15 protein-coding genes are annotated in these 15,872 nt (G+C 70.9%); 11 read left to right on the top strand and 4 right to left on the bottom strand.

Annotated features, from left to right (window positions below; all coding sequences use genetic code 11):
• The first annotated feature begins 114 nt into the window (after positions 1-114).
• From DK389_RS05070 to glxR, 5 genes are all read left to right on the top strand, one after another.
• The gene (locus tag DK389_RS05070) at positions 115-1,437 is read left to right on the top strand and encodes an MFS transporter (protein WP_109887834.1); all 1,323 of its coding nucleotides are present in this window, start codon (positions 115-117) and stop codon (positions 1,435-1,437) included.
• An 82-nt stretch (positions 1,438-1,519) separates the two neighbouring features.
• Positions 1,520-2,410, top strand: a complete 891-nt coding sequence (locus DK389_RS05065) for a LysR family transcriptional regulator (RefSeq protein WP_109887833.1) — start codon at positions 1,520-1,522, stop codon at positions 2,408-2,410.
• Positions 2,411-2,535: 125 nt separating this feature from the next.
• The gene (gene gudD, locus DK389_RS05060) at positions 2,536-3,897 is read left to right on the top strand and encodes a glucarate dehydratase (protein WP_109887831.1); all 1,362 of its coding nucleotides are present in this window, start codon (positions 2,536-2,538) and stop codon (positions 3,895-3,897) included.
• A gap of 29 nt (positions 3,898-3,926) precedes the next feature.
• Positions 3,927-4,697, top strand: a complete 771-nt coding sequence (locus DK389_RS05055) for an HpcH/HpaI aldolase family protein (protein WP_109887829.1) — start codon at positions 3,927-3,929, stop codon at positions 4,695-4,697.
• 16 nt (positions 4,698-4,713) lie between these two features.
• Positions 4,714-5,613, top strand: a complete 900-nt coding sequence (gene glxR, locus DK389_RS05050) for a 2-hydroxy-3-oxopropionate reductase (protein WP_109887828.1) — start codon at positions 4,714-4,716, stop codon at positions 5,611-5,613.
• A 20-nt stretch (positions 5,614-5,633) separates the two neighbouring features.
• Here the strand turns inward: glxR and DK389_RS05045 are convergent, their stop codons facing one another.
• From DK389_RS05045 to DK389_RS05030, 4 genes are all read right to left on the bottom strand, one after another.
• On the bottom strand, positions 5,634-6,770 hold the full coding sequence (locus DK389_RS05045) for a YeeE/YedE family protein (protein WP_418292039.1): 1,137 nt from the start codon (positions 6,768-6,770) through the stop codon (positions 5,634-5,636).
• A 101-nt stretch (positions 6,771-6,871) separates the two neighbouring features.
• Positions 6,872-7,759: a sulfurtransferase gene (locus tag DK389_RS05040; RefSeq protein WP_418292038.1), complete on the bottom strand. Its 888-nt coding sequence runs from the start codon at positions 7,757-7,759 to the stop codon at positions 6,872-6,874.
• A gap of 397 nt (positions 7,760-8,156) precedes the next feature.
• Complete coding sequence (locus DK389_RS05035) at positions 8,157-8,618, bottom strand: YeeE/YedE family protein (RefSeq protein WP_109887824.1); 462 nt, start codon at positions 8,616-8,618, stop codon at positions 8,157-8,159.
• The gene (locus tag DK389_RS05030) at positions 8,615-9,031 is read right to left on the bottom strand and encodes a YeeE/YedE family protein (protein ID WP_109887822.1); all 417 of its coding nucleotides are present in this window, start codon (positions 9,029-9,031) and stop codon (positions 8,615-8,617) included. Before DK389_RS05030 ends, DK389_RS05035 begins: the two co-directional genes overlap by 4 nt.
• 293 nt (positions 9,032-9,324) lie before the next feature.
• Between DK389_RS05030 and DK389_RS05025 the strand changes: the two genes are divergently transcribed.
• The 6 genes from DK389_RS05025 to DK389_RS05000 all read left to right on the top strand — a co-directional run bounded on the left by DK389_RS05025 (position 9,325) and on the right by DK389_RS05000 (position 15,760).
• Positions 9,325-9,531: a hypothetical protein gene (locus tag DK389_RS05025; RefSeq protein ID WP_109887821.1), complete on the top strand. Its 207-nt coding sequence runs from the start codon at positions 9,325-9,327 to the stop codon at positions 9,529-9,531.
• Positions 9,532-9,559: 28 nt separating this feature from the next.
• Positions 9,560-10,405: a serine O-acetyltransferase gene (gene cysE / locus DK389_RS05020; RefSeq protein WP_418292008.1), complete on the top strand. Its 846-nt coding sequence runs from the start codon at positions 9,560-9,562 to the stop codon at positions 10,403-10,405.
• Positions 10,406-10,839: 434 nt separating this feature from the next.
• Positions 10,840-12,231, top strand: a complete 1,392-nt coding sequence (locus tag DK389_RS35095; protein WP_109887819.1) for a family 2B encapsulin nanocompartment shell protein — start codon at positions 10,840-10,842, stop codon at positions 12,229-12,231.
• Between the two features lie 30 nt (positions 12,232-12,261).
• Positions 12,262-14,253: a family 2A encapsulin nanocompartment cargo protein cysteine desulfurase gene (locus DK389_RS05010; protein WP_109887817.1), complete on the top strand. Its 1,992-nt coding sequence runs from the start codon at positions 12,262-12,264 to the stop codon at positions 14,251-14,253.
• A gap of 194 nt (positions 14,254-14,447) precedes the next feature.
• Entirely contained in the window at positions 14,448-14,954 is a 507-nt protein-coding gene (locus DK389_RS05005; RefSeq protein WP_109887815.1) for an RNA polymerase sigma factor, read from the top strand.
• Positions 14,951-15,760, top strand: coding sequence for an anti-sigma factor family protein (locus tag DK389_RS05000; protein WP_109887813.1), 810 nt, complete (start codon positions 14,951-14,953; stop codon positions 15,758-15,760). The genes DK389_RS05005 and DK389_RS05000 overlap by 4 nt, the downstream gene beginning before the upstream one ends.
• Positions 15,761-15,872 lie beyond the last annotated feature (112 nt).

Below are 15,872 nucleotides of genomic sequence, written 5' to 3'. Positions count from 1 at the left end.
CGCGCTCTTAGGCTGATCCTCGCACATGGCCGCCGGTGGATCCTGATGGATCCGGGAGAATGGCCGATGCCCGTCACGGCAAGGGCCGGGCGGTCTACCCGAGGGAGAACGCCCATGAGCGCCGGTCTGGCCATGACCGCGGCGAGGCGGAGTCGCGTGCGGCTCGTCATCGTCACGATGCTGTTCATCGCGACCACCATCAACTACGCCGACCGGGCGACCCTCTCGATCGCCGGGCCCTCGCTCGCCAAGGATCTCGGCCTCGACGCCGTGGCGATGGGCTACGTGTTCTCGGCCTTCGCGTGGTCCTACGTGCTCGCGCAATTGCCCGGCGGCTGGCTGCTCGATCGGTTCGGCGCGAAGTGGGTCTATGCCGGCGCGATCTTCCTGTGGTCCGCCTTCACCCTGCTCCAGGGCATGGTCGGATTCTTCGCGGGCTTCACGGCCGTCGCCCTCCTGTTCGCCCTCCGCCTCTGCGTCGGGCTCGCCGAAGCACCCGTGTTCCCGGCCAATGCCCGCATCACGGCGGCCTGGTTCCCGACGAGCGAGCGCGGCACGGCATCCGCCTTCTTCAACGCCTCCCAGTACTTCGCCACCGTGCTGTTCACGCCCCTGATGGGCTGGGTGGTCCACCAATTCGGCTGGCATCACGTCTTCACGCTGATGGGAGCCCTCGGCATCGCCTTCGCCCTCCTGTGGACGCAGGTCGTCTACGGACCGAAGGACCACCCGGCCATCAACCAGGGCGAGCGCGATTACATCGAGGCGGGCGGCGCGCTCCTCGACATGGACGGGCAGGGCACGACGCGGCAGGCGCGGGCGGGCCGGACCATCGCGCAGCTGCTCTCTAACCGCATGCTGCTCGGCATCTATATCGGCCAGTACTGCATCACCACGCTGACCTACTTTTTCCTCACGTGGTTCCCGGTCTACCTCGTGAAGGAGCGGGGTCTCTCGATCCTGCAGGCCGGGTTCGCCGCCGTGCTGCCGGCCCTGTGCGGCTTCGTCGGCGGCATCCTCGGCGGCTACCTCTCCGACCTCCTGCTGAAGCGCGGTTACTCGCTGACCGCCGCCCGCAAGATCCCGATCGTCGGCGGGATGCTGCTCTCGATGATCATCATCGGCTGCAACTATGTCCAGGCGGACGCCCTCGTAGTCGGTCTGATGGCGCTCGCCTTCTTCGGCAAGGGGATCGGGGCGCTCGGCTGGGCGGTCGTCTCCGACACCTCGCCGCGGGAGACCGGCGGCCTCTCCGGCGGCCTGTTCAACACCTTCGGCAACACCGCCGGCATCACCACCCCGATCGTCATCGGCTACATCGTTCAGCAGACGGGCTCGTTCAACGGCGCTCTCGTCTTCGTCGGGCTGAACGCCCTGGTGGCGGTGCTCTGCTACCTCGTCATCGTCGGGGAGATCCGGCGGGTGGAGTTGCGCTGAGGCGCGCTCCGGCCTCTCATCCGGCACCCCTTCCTCGCGGCCGCGGCTCGTTCCGCGGCCGCGCATCGTCGCGCGGTGCCCCATGCTCGATTTCAGCCAGCTCCGCTGCTTCGTCGCCGTGGCGGAGGAGCTGCATTTCGGGCGCGCGGCGGCCCGACTCAACATGACCCAGCCGCCGCTCTCGCGGCAGATACAGGTGCTGGAGCGTGTCCTCGACGCGCAGCTCCTCGACCGGACCAGCCGGTCCGTCCGGCTCACCGCGGCCGGGCGCAGCTTTCTGCCGGAGGCGCGCCACATCCTGCGCCTCGCCGAGACCGCCACGCACGTGACCCGGCAGGTCGCGGCCGGGCGCTCCGGCGTGCTCAAGCTCGGCTTCACGGCGGCCTCGGCCTACGATTTTCTGCCTCGCCTCGTCACCGCCTGCCGCGAGGCTCTGCCCGACGTGATGCTGTCGTTGCGCGAGATGGTGACGAAGGATCAGATCGAGGGTCTGCTCTCGGGCCAGATCGATGCCGGCCTGATCCGCCCCCCTGTCACCCATCCGGAGCTCGACTCTGCGCGGGCGCTGGCCGAGCCGCTTGTGGCGGCGCTCCCCGCCGGGCACCCGCTCGCCGCGAAGGAGAGCCTCGCCCTCACCGACTTCGCGGGCGCGCCCTTCATCGCCTACGCCCCGCACGAGGCGCATTATTTCCACGACCTCGTCGTGACGCTCTTCGCCGAGGCAGGCGTCCAGCCGAGCGTGCGCCAGCAGCTGACGCAGATCCACTCGATCCTGGCGCTGGTCCGGGCCGGTCTCGGCCTCGCCCTCGTGCCCGAGGCGGCCGAGCGCCTGCGCTTCGAGGCGGTGGCGTTCCGGCCGCTGGCGCTGCCCCGGCCCCGCCCGGCCGAGCTTTACCTGACATGGCGCCGCGAGCAGGACGATCCGCTGCTCGGCCGCCTGCGCGCGGTCGTGCGGGACATGTCCGCGCCCTGACCCGATCGATGCGTCGAGCGCATCAATCAATCCAGTCTTTGGCTTGGACGGGTATCGAAGGCGGCGGGTAGAACGGGGGCAACGCGGCGCGCCAGACGCTGCATCGCCAGACCGGGAGAACGCCCATGCTCACCGAAGCTCTCCGCCCCGCCTCGCACGGCTTGTCCCGCACGCCGGTCGTGACCGACATGAAGGTCGTGCCCGTGGCCGGCCGCGACAGCATGCTCCTGAACCTCAGCGGCGCGCACGGCCCCTTCTTCACCCGCAACCTCGTCGTCCTGACAGACTCCACCGGGGCCACCGGGCTCGGCGAGGTGCCCGGCGGCGAGGGCATCCGCCGGACCCTCGAGGACGCATGCGACCTCGTCCTCGGCAAGCCCCTCGGCGCCTGGAACGGCGTGCTCAACGCCATGCGCACCCGCTTCGCCGACCGCGATTCCGGCGGGCGCGGCCTCCAGACCTTCGACCTGCGCATCACCATCCACGCGGTCGCGGCGGTTGAATCGGCCTTCCTCGACCTCCTCGGGCAGTTCCTCGACGTGCCGGTGGCGGCGCTCCTCGGCGAGGGCCAGCAGCGCGATGCCGTCGAGATGCTGGGCTACCTGTTCTACGTCGGCGACCGCCGCCGGACCGACCTGCCCTACCGCGAGCCGCGAGCCCGCGACGGCTGGTTCCGCCTGCGCGACGAGGAGGCGCTGACGCCCGGAGCGATCGCCCGGCTCGCCGAGGCGGCCTACGAGGAATACGGCTTCAACGACTTCAAGCTGAAGGGCGGCGTGCTGGCGGGCGAGGACGAGATCGCCGCCGTGACCGCGATCCACGAGCGCTTCCCCCAGGCGCGCGTCACGCTCGACCCGAACGGCGCGTGGTCGCTCGCCGAGGCGGTCCATCTCTGCAAGGGGCGCGGCGACGTGCTCGCCTACGCGGAGGACCCGTGCGGGGCCGAGGACGGCTTCTCCGGCCGCGAGGTCATGGCCGAGTTCCGGCGCGCCACCGGCCTGCCCACCGCCACCAACATGATCGCCACCGACTGGCGCCAGATGAACCACGCGATCCAGCTCGGCGCCGTCGATATCCCGCTCGCCGATCCGCATTTTTGGACGTTGGCCGGCTCGGTGCGCGTCGCCCAGCTCTGCCGCGACCACGGCCTGACCTGGGGTTCGCACTCGAACAACCACTTCGACGTGTCGCTCGCCATGTTCACGCACGTCGCCGCGGCCGCGCCCGGCCGCGTCACCGCCATCGACACGCACTGGATCTGGCAGGACGGCCAGCGTCTCACCCGCGAGTCCCTCCCGATTCGCGGCGGCCTCGTGCGCGTGCCGGAGCGACCCGGCCTCGGCATCGAGCTCGACTGGGCAGAGGTCGAGGCGGCGCACGCCCTCTACCGCGACCACGGGCTCGGCGCCCGCGACGACGCGGCGGCGATGCAGTTCCTCATCCCCGGCTGGACCTTCGACAACAAGTGTCCCTGCCTCGTGCGCTGATCTTCGCCCTCACGTTTGGAGTATCGACGATGGACATTCTCAAGAACCGCTTCAAGGCGGCGATCGGCGCGGGCCGGCAGCAGATCGGCCTCTGGTGCAGCCTCGCGAGCCCGATCTCGACCGAGATCGTGGCCGGATCCGGCTTCGACTGGCTGCTCCTCGACATGGAGCACTCGGCCAACGACCTGCGCGACATCTACGGCCAGTTGCAGGCCATGGGGGAGGGCAGCGCCAGCGCCATGGTGCGGGTGCCGAGCGACGAGCCGATCACGATCAAGCGCATCCTCGATACGGGCGCGCAGTCGCTGATGATCCCGAACATCGACGATGCCGATCAGGCCCGCCGGGCGGTGGCGGCGACCCGCTATGCCCCGAGGGGCGTGCGCGGCTTCTCGCAGGCGCCCCGCGCCGCTCGCTTCGGCCGCGTGCCGGATTACCACGCCCGCTGCGAGGCGGAGATCTTCGTCGCGGTGCAGATCGAGTCGCGCCGCGCCTTGGACAACCTCGAGGAGATTGCCGGCGTCGAGGGCGTCGACGGGGTCTTCATCGGGCCCGGCGACCTCTCGACCAGCCTCGGCTATCTCGGCCAGCAGAACCATCCGGAGGTGGTCCGCGTGGTCGAGGAGACGATCCGGCGCATCGTCCGCACCGGCAAGGCCGCCGGCATCCTCACCGCCAACGAGGAGCTGGCAAAGCGCTACGTCGCGGCCGGCACGCGCTTCACGGCCGTCGGCTCGGACATGGGGCTGCTGGCGCGCAGCTCCGAGGCGCTGGCGGCCCGTTTCCGCGCTCAGGGCTGACAGGGGAGTGGCGCGCATGAAGATCGGATTCATCGGGCTCGGCATCATGGGCCGGCCCATGGCGGAAAACCTCATCCGGGCAGGCCACAGCCTGTTCCTGAAATCGGGATCGCGCCCGGTGCCGGCGGAGCTGATCGAGGCCGGTGGCACGGCCTGCGACAGCGCGCGAGCCGTCGCGGAGCGGGCCGAGATCGTCATCACGATGGTGCCCGACACGCCGCAGGTCGAGGAGGTGCTGTTCGGCCCCGCCGGCGTCGCGGAGGGCCTCACGCCCGGCAAGACCGTGATCGACATGAGCTCGATCTCGCCGATCGCCACCAAGGGCTTCGCCCGCCGCATCAACGAGCGCGGCTGCGACTACCTCGACGCCCCTGTCTCGGGCGGCGAGGTCGGTGCGAAGGCCGGCTCGCTGACCGTCATGGTGGGCGGGCCCGAGGCCGCCTTCGAGCGGGCGAGGCCCCTGTTCGAGGTTATGGGGAAGAACATCACGCTCGTCGGCGGCAACGGCGACGGGCAGACCACGAAGGTCGCCAACCAGATCATCGTCGCCCTCACGATCGAGGCGGTGGGCGAGGCCCTGGTCTTCGCCGCGAAGGCGGGGGCCGATCCCGCCCGCGTCCGCGCGGCCCTGATGGGCGGCTTCGCCGCCTCCCGCATCCTGGAGGTGCACGGCCAGCGCATGGTCGAGCGCGCCTTCGAGCCCGGCTTCCGGATCGAGCTGCACCGGAAGGACCTGAACCTCGCGCTGGAGGGCGCGCAGGCGCTCGGCGTGCCTCTTCCGAACACCGCCACGGCCCAGGAACTGTTCAACACCTGCATCGCGCATGGCGGACGGGCCTGGGATCATTCCGCGATGGTGCAGGCGCTCGAACTGATGGCGAACCACGCGCTGGGGTCGGCGCCCGAGCCGGCCTGAGGCCGGCTTCGCGGCGGTCGCTACGGGAGGAGGCGGAGCCGGCGGCCGGCAAGCAGCGTGGCCGTGGCGCCGCCGAACATCGCGAGGCCGAACACCCATCCCGAGACCGCGCCGGCCATGATGCCGGAGAGCAGAGTGCCGACGCTGCAGCCGAGCCCGGTCATCGCCCCCCAGCCGAGGAGGAGGCCGCCTATTACGCCCCGCGCGGCCTGCGCTCCGCTCGGCCATGCGGGGCGGAACTGGCCGGCGGCGAGGGCGGCCGCCAAGGCGGCGAGCACGAGGCCGCCGACGAACAGGCCGTTCGGCGTGAGGAGCGCGTCGCGCACGGCGGTGGCGCAGCCCCGGAAGGTGTCGAGCCCTTCGAGCCGCTCCGGCAACAGGCCGAACTGCGCAGCCGCCTGCCGGGTCCGCCCGCCGATCTCGGCAGTGACGCCGAGGGGGGCGACGCGGAGGTAGGAGGCCGTGGCGATGGCGCCGACGGCGAGGCCGCCGATCCAGGTCGGCCAGCGCGCGACGAAGATCGCCGTCAGGGGCGCCCCCGCCGCGGCCGTGTCGGCCGGCACTCGGCCGAGGCGGTGGAGGAGCCACGCGAGCCCTGCCAGCGCGGCGAGCCCCGCGGCGAGGGCGCCTGCGTAGCCGAGATGGCGCGGGAGCCACAGCACGGGCGCCGCGGACACGCTGGCGAGATAGAGCGGGTTCCAGGTCGCGAAGCCGAGGCCGAAGCCGAGCATCGTGCCGAGGAGGGCGAAGGGTGCGGTCGGCGAGCCTTCGCCGAGCCGGTAGAGATGCGCGCTGATGCAGGAGCCGGAGACGGCCATGCCGGCGCCGAACGCCAGTCCGGCAAGGACCAGCACGGGGCCCACGGGACCGATATGCGCGTCCGGGGGCAGGCGCGTGCCGGACGGGTCCGGCATCCAGGCCCCGAGCACCAGAGCGTAGCCGACGAGGCCCGCGGCCAGAGCCGTCAGGATGCCGAGCATCCCGCGGGGGTCGCGGGTGTCGAGGAAGTCCCGCCACAGGCAGAAGAAGCAGAAGCGGGCGCGCTGCAGGACGAACCCGAACAGCGCCCCGAGCACGAGGGAAAGGCCGAGCCGCGTGCCGCCCGGCTCGGTCGCGACGCGCTGAGCGCCGAGGGCGATCCCGAGCCCGAGCGCCAGGGCGAGCCCGACCCGCAGGGACCCGGCGAGGCCTCCGAGCGAGGCCCGCGCCGCGAGGGCAGCGCCCGCTGCGGGGGCCCGCGCCTCGCCGGCACCTGCCGTCACTTGCCGCCCCAGACCGTGCCGGCGAGGTTCACCACGGGCACGCCGACCGCGTTGCCGTACTCCGTCCAGGAGCCGTCGTAGTTGCGGACGGGGTAGCCGAGGATGCGGCTCAGCACGAACCAGGAGTGGCTGGAGCGCTCGCCGATGCGGCAGGAGGTGATGATCGGCTTCGAGCCGTCGATCCCGGCCGCCGCGTAGAGCGCCTTCAACTCGGCGGTCGACTTGATGGTCCCATCCGGGTTCACCGCCTTCGCCCAGGGCACGTTCACGGAGCCCGGGATGTGGCCGGCCCGGATGGCGAGTTCCTGCACGCCGGCGGGCGCGATCACCTTGCCGGAGAACTCGTCCGGCGAGCGGATGTCGAGGATCTGCTCTTCGCGCTCCTTGCGCGCCACCGCCAGCACGTCGGCGAAGCGCGCCCGCAGGCCGGCCGAGGGTTGGGCCGCCTGGAACGTCGAGGCTTTGACCTCTGGCGTGCGGGTGTCGAGGGGCCGCTTCTCGGCCTCCCACTTCTTGCGGCCGCCGTCGAGGAGCTTGACGTTGTCGACGAGCCCGTACTGGGCGAGCACCCAGGCGCCCCAGGCCGCGAACCAGTTGTTGTTGTCGCCGTAGAGCACGATTGTCGTGTCGCGGTCGATGCCGAGCCGACGCAGAAGGGTGGCGAACTTTTCCGGCCCGGCGATGTCGCGGGTCACGGTCTCGACGAGGTCGCTGTGCCAGACCACGTTCTGCGCGCCCGGGATGTGGCCGCGCTCGTACTGGCCGGGCTCGACGCTGACCTCGACGAGGCGCAGCTTCGGCGCATCGAGGTTCTTTTCCAGCCACTCGGTCGAGACGAGGGCGCTCTCGCGGGCGGGTTCCTTCGCCTCGGCCGCGACGCGGATCGCGACCGGCTCCTGCGCGGCGACGGGCGCGGTGACGGCGAGGGCGATCAGCGCGGCGAGGCCGAGCGGGTGGAGGGATGTACGCGGCACGGGCTGGTCTCCGGCGGGGTTGATCGATGGAGGGGCGGCGCGCCTTTCGGCGTGCCCGGCGGCCGCGCTTCGGCCAACGGGCGCTCGCGAGGGACGCCGCTGTCGGGAATTGGGCAGATCCGCAGGACGTCCGGGCTGCAATCGGGTGCGCGGGCGGTGGCCCGTTCGCCGAACGCAGGTCCCCGGCTGTTCGCGGACCGCGGCGGCATCATCGTCAAGAAACAAGCTCTCCGTCAACGGAACGGTATTTCGTTTTACTGTCCAGAAGGAAATGCACACCCTCGGAATGCAGTGAAAATGCGGAGGATTATCTTGCCGGCACGTCCGTGACAGCGGGCTGGGCTTCCGGTGGTCGGGTCAGCAGGCGATGGGCCGCCATGCCGGCCAGCATCGCGGCGACGAAGACGACGACCGGGAGCGCGCCGGTCGAGAGGGCGGCGACGGCCGGTCCCGGGCAGAACCCGGAGAGCCCCCAGCCGATCCCGAACAGCGCCGCGCCGAGGATGAGGGGACGGTCGATCCGTTGCCCCGTCGGGATCGAGAAGGACGGCGCGAAGGCGGGCGCCTGGAGCCGGCGCGCGGCGGCGTAGCCGAGGGCCGAGACGGCGACCGCGCCCGCGAGCACGAAGGCGAGGCTCGGATCCCAGGCGCCCGCGACGTCGAGGAAGCCGCGCACGCGCGCGGGATCGAGCATGCCCGAGAGGGCGAGGCCGAGCCCGAAGGTGAGGCCGGCGGCGAGCGCCGCGAGGATCTGCGCGGCCTGTCTCATGGGACGATCACCCGCGCGAGGACGACGGTGAGCATCCCGGTCGCCAGGAAGGTGAAGACGGCCGCGATCGAGCGCGGCGACAGCCGGGCGAGCCCGCAGACGCCGTGCCCGCTGGTGCAGCCCGAGCCGAGCCGGGTGCCGAAGCCGACGAGGAGACCCGCCACCGCGAGAAGCGGCAGCGGCGCGACCATCCGCATCTCCGGCCAATGCCCGGCGAAGAGGGCGAAGGCGGGCGGCCCGAGAATCAGCCCGGTGATGAAGGCGAGATCGGCGGCCCAGCGCCGGTCGGGCGGCCGCCCGAGGCCGGCGACTAGGCCGCTGATGCCCGCGATGCGTCCATTCAGGAGGAGCAGCATCGTGGCCGACAGGCCGATCAGGACGCCGCCGGCGAGTGAGGGAAGATAGGCACCCATGAAACGTCCTCCGCTCGCGGTGCCGCTGGCGCGGCGGCACGCGAGGTATCCCCGGCGTAGCGCCAGCGGGCCTTCGGAACAAGGCTTGCCAAGGCGCGTTCGATCTGCAAATATCAAGCAATCACAACGACTTAGCGAAATTTATGCTCCTCACTGCGCCGTTCGCGACCGAAACCTTCTCCCGGTGTCGCGCATGGCCGGAAGTCTCTTCTCGGCGGCCCGTCCGGGCCATCTCCCGCCTTCCAGCAGACGATTCGGCCAATCTCCGCGGCCCGATTTCCAAGGATGATCCCATGGCTTCAGCGACGGTGATGCGCGGCGATCAGGTGGTGTTCGAGCGGCTCGACGTCGCCGAGGTCCTGGGGATCTGGCGGCATGCCCGGGGACGCGTTGTCAGTACCCACGGCCAGGGCGGCCGGGCGCAGACGATCGACGTGAAGTTCGAGGGGCACGAGACGCTGAAGCGCTACCTGCCGGATCTGTTCCGGCGGGTGCGGTAAGCCCGTGGCCGGCGCAGCGGCGCGGGCCGTGACGGCCCCCATCACGGCACAGGCGCCGTCGCGCCCTGCGAGCCGCAGCACGGTGGAGCAGGAGGTCTGGGCGGAACTCCGGGCCGAGGCGGAGGCCGCACTCATCGAGGAGCCGCTCTACGCGGGCATCATCCAGGCGACGGTGCTCGACCAGCGCAGCCTCGCCCAGGCACTCGCGTACCGGCTCGCGCACCGCCTCGGCGACGGCGACCTCGCGCGCCTCTCCATGCGCGATCTCTGCCTCTCCGCCTTCGAGGCAGACCCGTATGCGGAGGCGCACGCAGTGCGCGATCTCGTCGCGATCCGCGAACGCGACCCGACCTGCCGCCGGTATCTCGACCCGTTCCTCTTCTACAAGGGCTTCGCCGCGCTGGAGGGCTACCGGGTGGCCCACTGGCTCTGGCACCAGGGCCGCGCCACGCTGAGCCTGCACGTGCAGAGCCGGATCTCCGAGGTGTTCGGCTGCGACATCCATCCGGCGGCCCGAATCGGCTCGGGCGTGTTCGTCGATCATGCCACCGGCGTCGTCATCGGCGAGACGACGGTGATCGCCGACGACGTCTCGATCCTGCAATCGGTCACCCTCGGAGGGAACGGCAAGGAAAGCGGCCACCGCCATCCCAAGATCGAGCGCGGCGTGCTCCTCAGCGTCGGCGCGAAGGTGCTCGGCAACATCCGGGTGGGGGAGGGGGCCAAGGTCGCGGCCGCCGCCGTCGTGCTGCACGACGTGCCGGCCCACACGACCGTGGCGGGCGTCCCGGCCCGCGTCGTCTCCCGGTTGCCGGTGGACGAGCAGCCAGCACTCAGCATGGACCAGACCTTCGGCTTCGGCGACGGGATCTGACGCGGCGCCGGGCAAGGGGGAAAAACGTCCCCCGCACAGACTCCCGCACAATCATCCCTTGCGGGCGCAACGGAGAGATAAAAATTCCACAAAACATCATCTATGCAGAACATCATTCTGTATAGCTGGCATGCAGGGCGATGTTCTTCCATCTAAAATCAAAATTTTAGAATGTGTTTCCATTGACCGCGCACCGACCCCGAGTCTAGACCCTGTGAGCCCGGAATAAGGTCGAGTTCAGAGCCTCGCCGGGCAAGAGTATCGGCAAGTTTCATCGGGTGCGCTTCAGTGAGGTGTAGTCCCGATGCGGTCGCTCGACTGCGTCGGCTCCTGACAATCCTTGAAGAAGCATCCCTGCGCCTCCGGATCACTGGGCTGGACGCCCGCTCCGGAGCCGCTTCCCCATGCCTTGAGCGAGACGGAGACGACAGACGATGAGTGGACCGGGTTTGAGCGTGAGCGCCTCCGCGGCGCGCAATCTAGCGACGGCGACCGTCACCTCCGTCCAGAACGCGGCCAATACGCCGCGCTGGCTCCTGCGCCTCCTGCCCTTCGTCGACGTCCCGGGCGGCGTCTACCGTGTCAACCGACGCGCGGTGGTGCTGGCCAAGCCCGGTCGCATCGATCTCGCCACGGATGAGAAGGGCCGGAGCATTCGTCTCAGCAGCCTGCGGGCGGTGCCGCTGTTCAGCCGGCTCGGCGACGCGGAGCTGGCGGCGCTGGCGGGCAAGTTCACCGAGAGCCACCATCAGGCCGGCGAGGTCATCAGCGAGGAGGATTCGGCCGAGCGTGGCCTGACGATCGTCGCCGACGGCACCGTCGAGCGGACCCTGTCGGGCCCCTACAAGGGCCGGGTGCGCCAGGGCCTCGCGACCCGCGGCGACTATTTCGGCGACAGCGCACTGGCCGGCGAAACCGGCCCGGCACCCGCCGTCAAGGCGCTCTCTGCGGTGACGCTTCTCACCCTCGACCGCGCCGCCCTCGAGGACGAGGCGGTCCGTTCGCGCATCGCCCAGCACATCGAGGAGCGCGACCGCCTCAAGGGTCACACCAATTCCTACGGCGAGCAGGGTATAGAGCTCCTGGCCGTGCATGCGGGCGAGCCGCGCCTGCCCACCACCTTCGTCGATTACGAGGTCGACCCGCGCGAGTATCACCTCTCGACGATCCAGACGATCCTCAACACCCATACCCGCGTCACCGATCTCTACTCGAACGAGATCGATCAGCTCCGCGAGCAGATTCGCCTCACGGTCGACGCCGTGAAGGAGCGCGAGGAGTGGGAACTCCTCAACAACTCGCAATTCGGTCTCCTGCACGAGGTCGGATCGCGCCAGCGCATCCCGACCCGCGGCGGACCGCCGACCCCGGACGACCTCGACGAGCTGCTGACACTCGTCTGGAAGAAGCCTGCCTTCTTCGTGGCCCATCCCCGCGCCATCGCCGCCTTCGGCCGGGAAGCGACCCGCCGCGGCGTGCCGCCCGTGGTGATCCACCTGTTCGGCGCGCCGTTCCTCACCTGGCGAGGCGTGCCGCTGGTGCCGAGCGACAAGCTGCCGATCGACACCGACCCGGTCACGGGCGCGCAGACCACCTCGATCCTGCTGCTGCGCGTCGGCGAGGGCGAGCAGGGGGTGGTTGCCCTCCAGAAGTCCGGCGTCACCGGCGAGATCGAGCCCGGCCTGTCGGTGCGCTACATGGGCACCAACGACCATTCCATCGCCTCGCACCTCGTGACCCGCTACTTCTCGGCCGCCGTGCTGGTCGAGGACGCGATCGCCCGTCTCGATAACGTGCTCCTGGGCAACTACCATGAATACGCATAACGCGCCGGCCTTCGGCCTGCCGGCGGGGGGCTGGGCCTGCCCACGGGCAGCCCCGGCGAGCTGGCGCACGCGGATCTCGTCGGGCGCCTCGCCCGCGAGATCTATGGGCAGGGGCAGGCGGCGAGCCAGCCCTTCGCGCCCGAGCTACCGGCGAGCCCGCAGGCGCCGCAGGGCTTCGAGAGCCTGCCGCAGGGGCCCGGCGGGGCAAAGATGCTGAGCGCCGACCTGGGCGTCCCGTCCGCGCTCGCGGCCGGCCTGCCGCAGGGCCCGCAGCCGGACGCCTCCGCGCTCGCCGCCCGCTCCCTCGGCGCGCCGCCGGTCGGCTTGCCGGGGGTGACGGGCCCCTCCGTGCCGAACCCCGTGCCCGCTGGCCCGGTATCGGTCGACGCGGCGGCAATTCCCTCGGTCCATCCGCTCTCCGAACCGTTCGGCTCGCGCCGGGCCCTGCCCGAGTTCTTCGTGCCGAGCGTGCCCGAGGTGGCCGCCGCGCTGCCAGGCGGGCGCGACCTGCACCGCCAAATCGCGGCCGACCACCCGCGGGCGAACGCCTTCGCCCACGCGCTCGCGCCGCAGCTCGTCCCGGCCGACCCGTCACGCTACGGGGTCGACGCGGCGCAGGAGACCTTCCGGCGGACAGGCCGTCTTTCTCTCGCGCCCGAGCCCACGGCGCCTGCCTCCGACTACTACTTCCTGGCGCCCGCCGCCGCGCGGCCGCCGCGGACGACCCATGCGCAGCCCCGCGTCGAGCCCTCGCGCCATCCCGGCTCCGCCCCGCGCGTCACCTCGCATCGGTCGAGCCCGGTCGCCGCGCCCTTCGACGTTGAGCACGTGCGCAGGGACTTCCCGGCGCTCCACCAGAGCGTCAACGGCCATCCCCTGGTCTGGCTCGACAACGCGGCGACGACCCACAAGCCGCAGAGCGTGATCGACGCGACGAGCGAGTTCTACGCCCGCCACAACTCGAACATCCACCGGGCCGCGCACACGCTGGCGGCGCGCTCCACCGACCTGTTCGAGGGCGGGCGCGAGAAGGTGCGCCGCTTCCTCAACGCGCCGACGAAGGACGACATCGTCTTCCTGCGCGGCACCACGGAGGCGATCAACCTCGTCGCGAATTCGTACGGCCGCGCCAATGTCGGCCCGGGCGACGAGATCATCGTCTCGACGATCGAGCACCACGCCAACATCGTGCCCTGGCAGCTTCTCAGCCAAGCGACCGGCGCGACGCTGCGGGTGATCCCGGTCAACGACCGGGGCGAGATCATCTTCGAGCAGTTCGCGGCGCTGCTGTCGGGCCGCACGAAGATCGTCTCGGTAACGCAGGTCGCCAACGCGCTCGGCACCATCAACCCGGTTGCCGAGATCATCCAGCTCTCCCACGCCTACGGGGTGCCGGTGCTGGTCGATGCGGCCCAGTCCTCGCCGCACATCCCCCTCGACGTGCAGGCGCTGGACGCGGACTTCCTCGTCTTCTCCGGCCATAAGGTCTTCGGACCGACCGGGATCGGGGCGCTCTACGGCAAGACGCACCTGCTCGAGGCGATGCCGCCCTGGCAGGGCGGCGGCCACATGATCGAGGACGTCACCTTCTCGAAGACCGTCTACAAGGGCGCTCCGGAGAAGTTCGAGGCCGGAACGCCCGACATCGCGGGGGCGGTGGGCCTCGGCGCGGCCCTCGACTATCTCGAGGGCGTCGGTCTTCCCGGCATCGCGGCCTACGAGCACGACCTGCTCGAATACGCGCAGGAGGGCCTGGCCGAGGTGAAGGGGCTGCGCCTGATCGGCACGGCGCGGGAGAAGGCCAGCGTGATGTCCTTCGTCGTCGAGGGATACGAGAACGAGGCGGTGGCCCACCACCTCGATGCGCGCGGGATCGCCGTACGCTCGGGCCACCATTGCGCCCTGCCGGCCCTGCGCCGCTTCGGCGTCGACCAGTCGGTGCGCGCCTCACTGGCCTTCTACAACACGCGGGAGGACGTCGACGTCTTCCTGAAGGCCCTTCACACGCTGCCGCGGCACTGATCCGTGACACGGCAACGCTACTCCCCTGCGCGGGGAGTAGCGGGACCGCCCGAACCGGCGGTGCCGTTCGATCAGGGCGCTTTTGCAGGTACGTCTTCGGACGCGTGCACGACGGGGGCGATCGCCGGTGGAATAACGCCGGATTGCCGGCGTCTATGGCCCGGAAGCTGATCTCGGACGCGTGACGCGGCGTCATGGACAACCTCGCCGCCCTGATCGAGCCTGCCATCCCGGCGTTGCGTCGCTACGCCTGGGCGCTGCTGCGCGACCGTGACGCCGCCGACGACCTCGTCCAGGACACGCTCGAACACGCTGTCCGTCGCTGGAACCTGCGCCGTCAGGACGGAGACGTGCGGAGCTGGCTGTTCAGCATCGAGCACAACCTGTTCGTCAGCGGCAAGCGACGCTGGGCCCGCCGCGGGGTGCAAGTCGGTCTTGACGAGGCGCGCGCCGTTCCCGGGGCCGCGTCTCCGGAGCAGCAGGTCGGAATCGGCGACCTGCTCGCCGGGCTCGACGCGCTGCCGACCGACCAGCGGGGCGCTATCCTGCTCGTCGGCGTGGAGGGTTTGTCCTACGCGCAGGCGGCGCAGGCCCTCGGCGTCCCGGTCGGCACCCTGATGTCGCGGCTCAGCCGGGGCCGCGAGCGCCTGCAGGCCTACCTTGAGACGGGACAGGTGCCGCGCCTGAGGAGGGTGAAATGACGCGGCTCGACCCTCCGCTCGGCGAGGACGACCTCCAGGCCTGGATCGACGGGCGCCTCGATCCCGAACGTCAGGAGGCGGTACAGGCGGCGCTGGCCGACCAGCCCGAGCTTGCCCGGCGCCTCGGCGAGTACAGGGCGACGCAGGACGCCCTGCGGGCGCGCCTCCGGTTCAAGGCCGCGGAGCCGATCCCGGCGCGGCTCCGCATCGACAGCGTCCTGTCCGCGCAGAGGCGGGCCCGGAAGAGCTGGCTGTCGGCTGCCGTGGCGGCCTGCCTCTGGATGGTTCTCGGCGTCGTCGTCGGCTGGGCTGCCAACGAATTCCTCGCCGTCGACGGGCGCCTGGGCTTCGGCCCCCGCTCCATCGCCGTGGCGCAGGAGGCCATCGACGCGCACCGGACCTTCGCGGTCGAGGTCGTCCATCCGGTCGAGGTTCGGGCCAGCGAGCAGGCGCACCTCAAGCAGTGGGTCACCAAACGCCTGGGCCGCAGCCTGCAGATTCCTGACCTGACATCCCTCGGCCTGCATCTCGTCGGCGGCCGCGTCCTGCCGGCCGGGCAGAACATCGCGGCGCAATTCATGTTTGAGGACGACGCGCGCAACCGGATCACCGTCTACGTGCGCGCCGGTCACGCCGGTGCGGGCGATCTCAGTTTCGCGCGGCGCGGAGACGTTCAGAGCTTCTACTGGGTCGACGACGGATCCGGCTACGCCGTCGTCGGCACGATCGACCGGGCCCGTCTGCAGGCGGTCGCCGAGCAGGTCGTCCGACAGATCGAGGAGGTTCCCGGGAGGAAGCAGGGCTGAGCAGGGTGCGGGCTCGCTCCACGACCACCGATCCGCGGGGAGAGCTCATGATGCCGAACGACGTTCCGTTTCATGCGGCCCCGCAGCCGCCTGCGGCCGGCGACGCGCGATC

It is taken from the genome of Methylobacterium durans, assembly GCF_003173715.1.
GTDB classification, from domain to species: Bacteria; Pseudomonadota; Alphaproteobacteria; order Rhizobiales; family Beijerinckiaceae; genus Methylobacterium; species Methylobacterium durans.
The sequence above is the reverse complement of the archived record's forward strand: the minus strand, read 5'-3'. Positions and strand labels throughout refer to the sequence as shown.

Coding starts and splice junctions, on each gene's coding strand:
- DK389_RS05055 (WP_109887829.1), top strand. CDS start 3,927: ATGGACATTCTCAAGAACCGCTTCAAGGCGGCGATCGGCGCGGGCCGG.
- DK389_RS05030 (WP_109887822.1), bottom strand. CDS start 9,031: ATGGGTGCCTATCTTCCCTCACTCGCCGGCGGCGTCCTGATCGGCCTG.
- DK389_RS35095 (WP_109887819.1), top strand. CDS start 10,840: ATGAGTGGACCGGGTTTGAGCGTGAGCGCCTCCGCGGCGCGCAATCTA.
- gudD (WP_109887831.1), top strand. CDS start 2,536: ATGCTCACCGAAGCTCTCCGCCCCGCCTCGCACGGCTTGTCCCGCACG.
- DK389_RS05000 (WP_109887813.1), top strand. CDS start 14,951: ATGACGCGGCTCGACCCTCCGCTCGGCGAGGACGACCTCCAGGCCTGG.
- glxR (WP_109887828.1), top strand. CDS start 4,714: ATGAAGATCGGATTCATCGGGCTCGGCATCATGGGCCGGCCCATGGCG.
- DK389_RS05005 (WP_109887815.1), top strand. CDS start 14,448: ATGGACAACCTCGCCGCCCTGATCGAGCCTGCCATCCCGGCGTTGCGT.
- DK389_RS05035 (WP_109887824.1), bottom strand. CDS start 8,618: ATGAGACAGGCCGCGCAGATCCTCGCGGCGCTCGCCGCCGGCCTCACC.
- DK389_RS05070 (WP_109887834.1), top strand. CDS start 115: ATGAGCGCCGGTCTGGCCATGACCGCGGCGAGGCGGAGTCGCGTGCGG.
- DK389_RS05065 (WP_109887833.1), top strand. CDS start 1,520: ATGCTCGATTTCAGCCAGCTCCGCTGCTTCGTCGCCGTGGCGGAGGAG.
- DK389_RS05025 (WP_109887821.1), top strand. CDS start 9,325: ATGGCTTCAGCGACGGTGATGCGCGGCGATCAGGTGGTGTTCGAGCGG.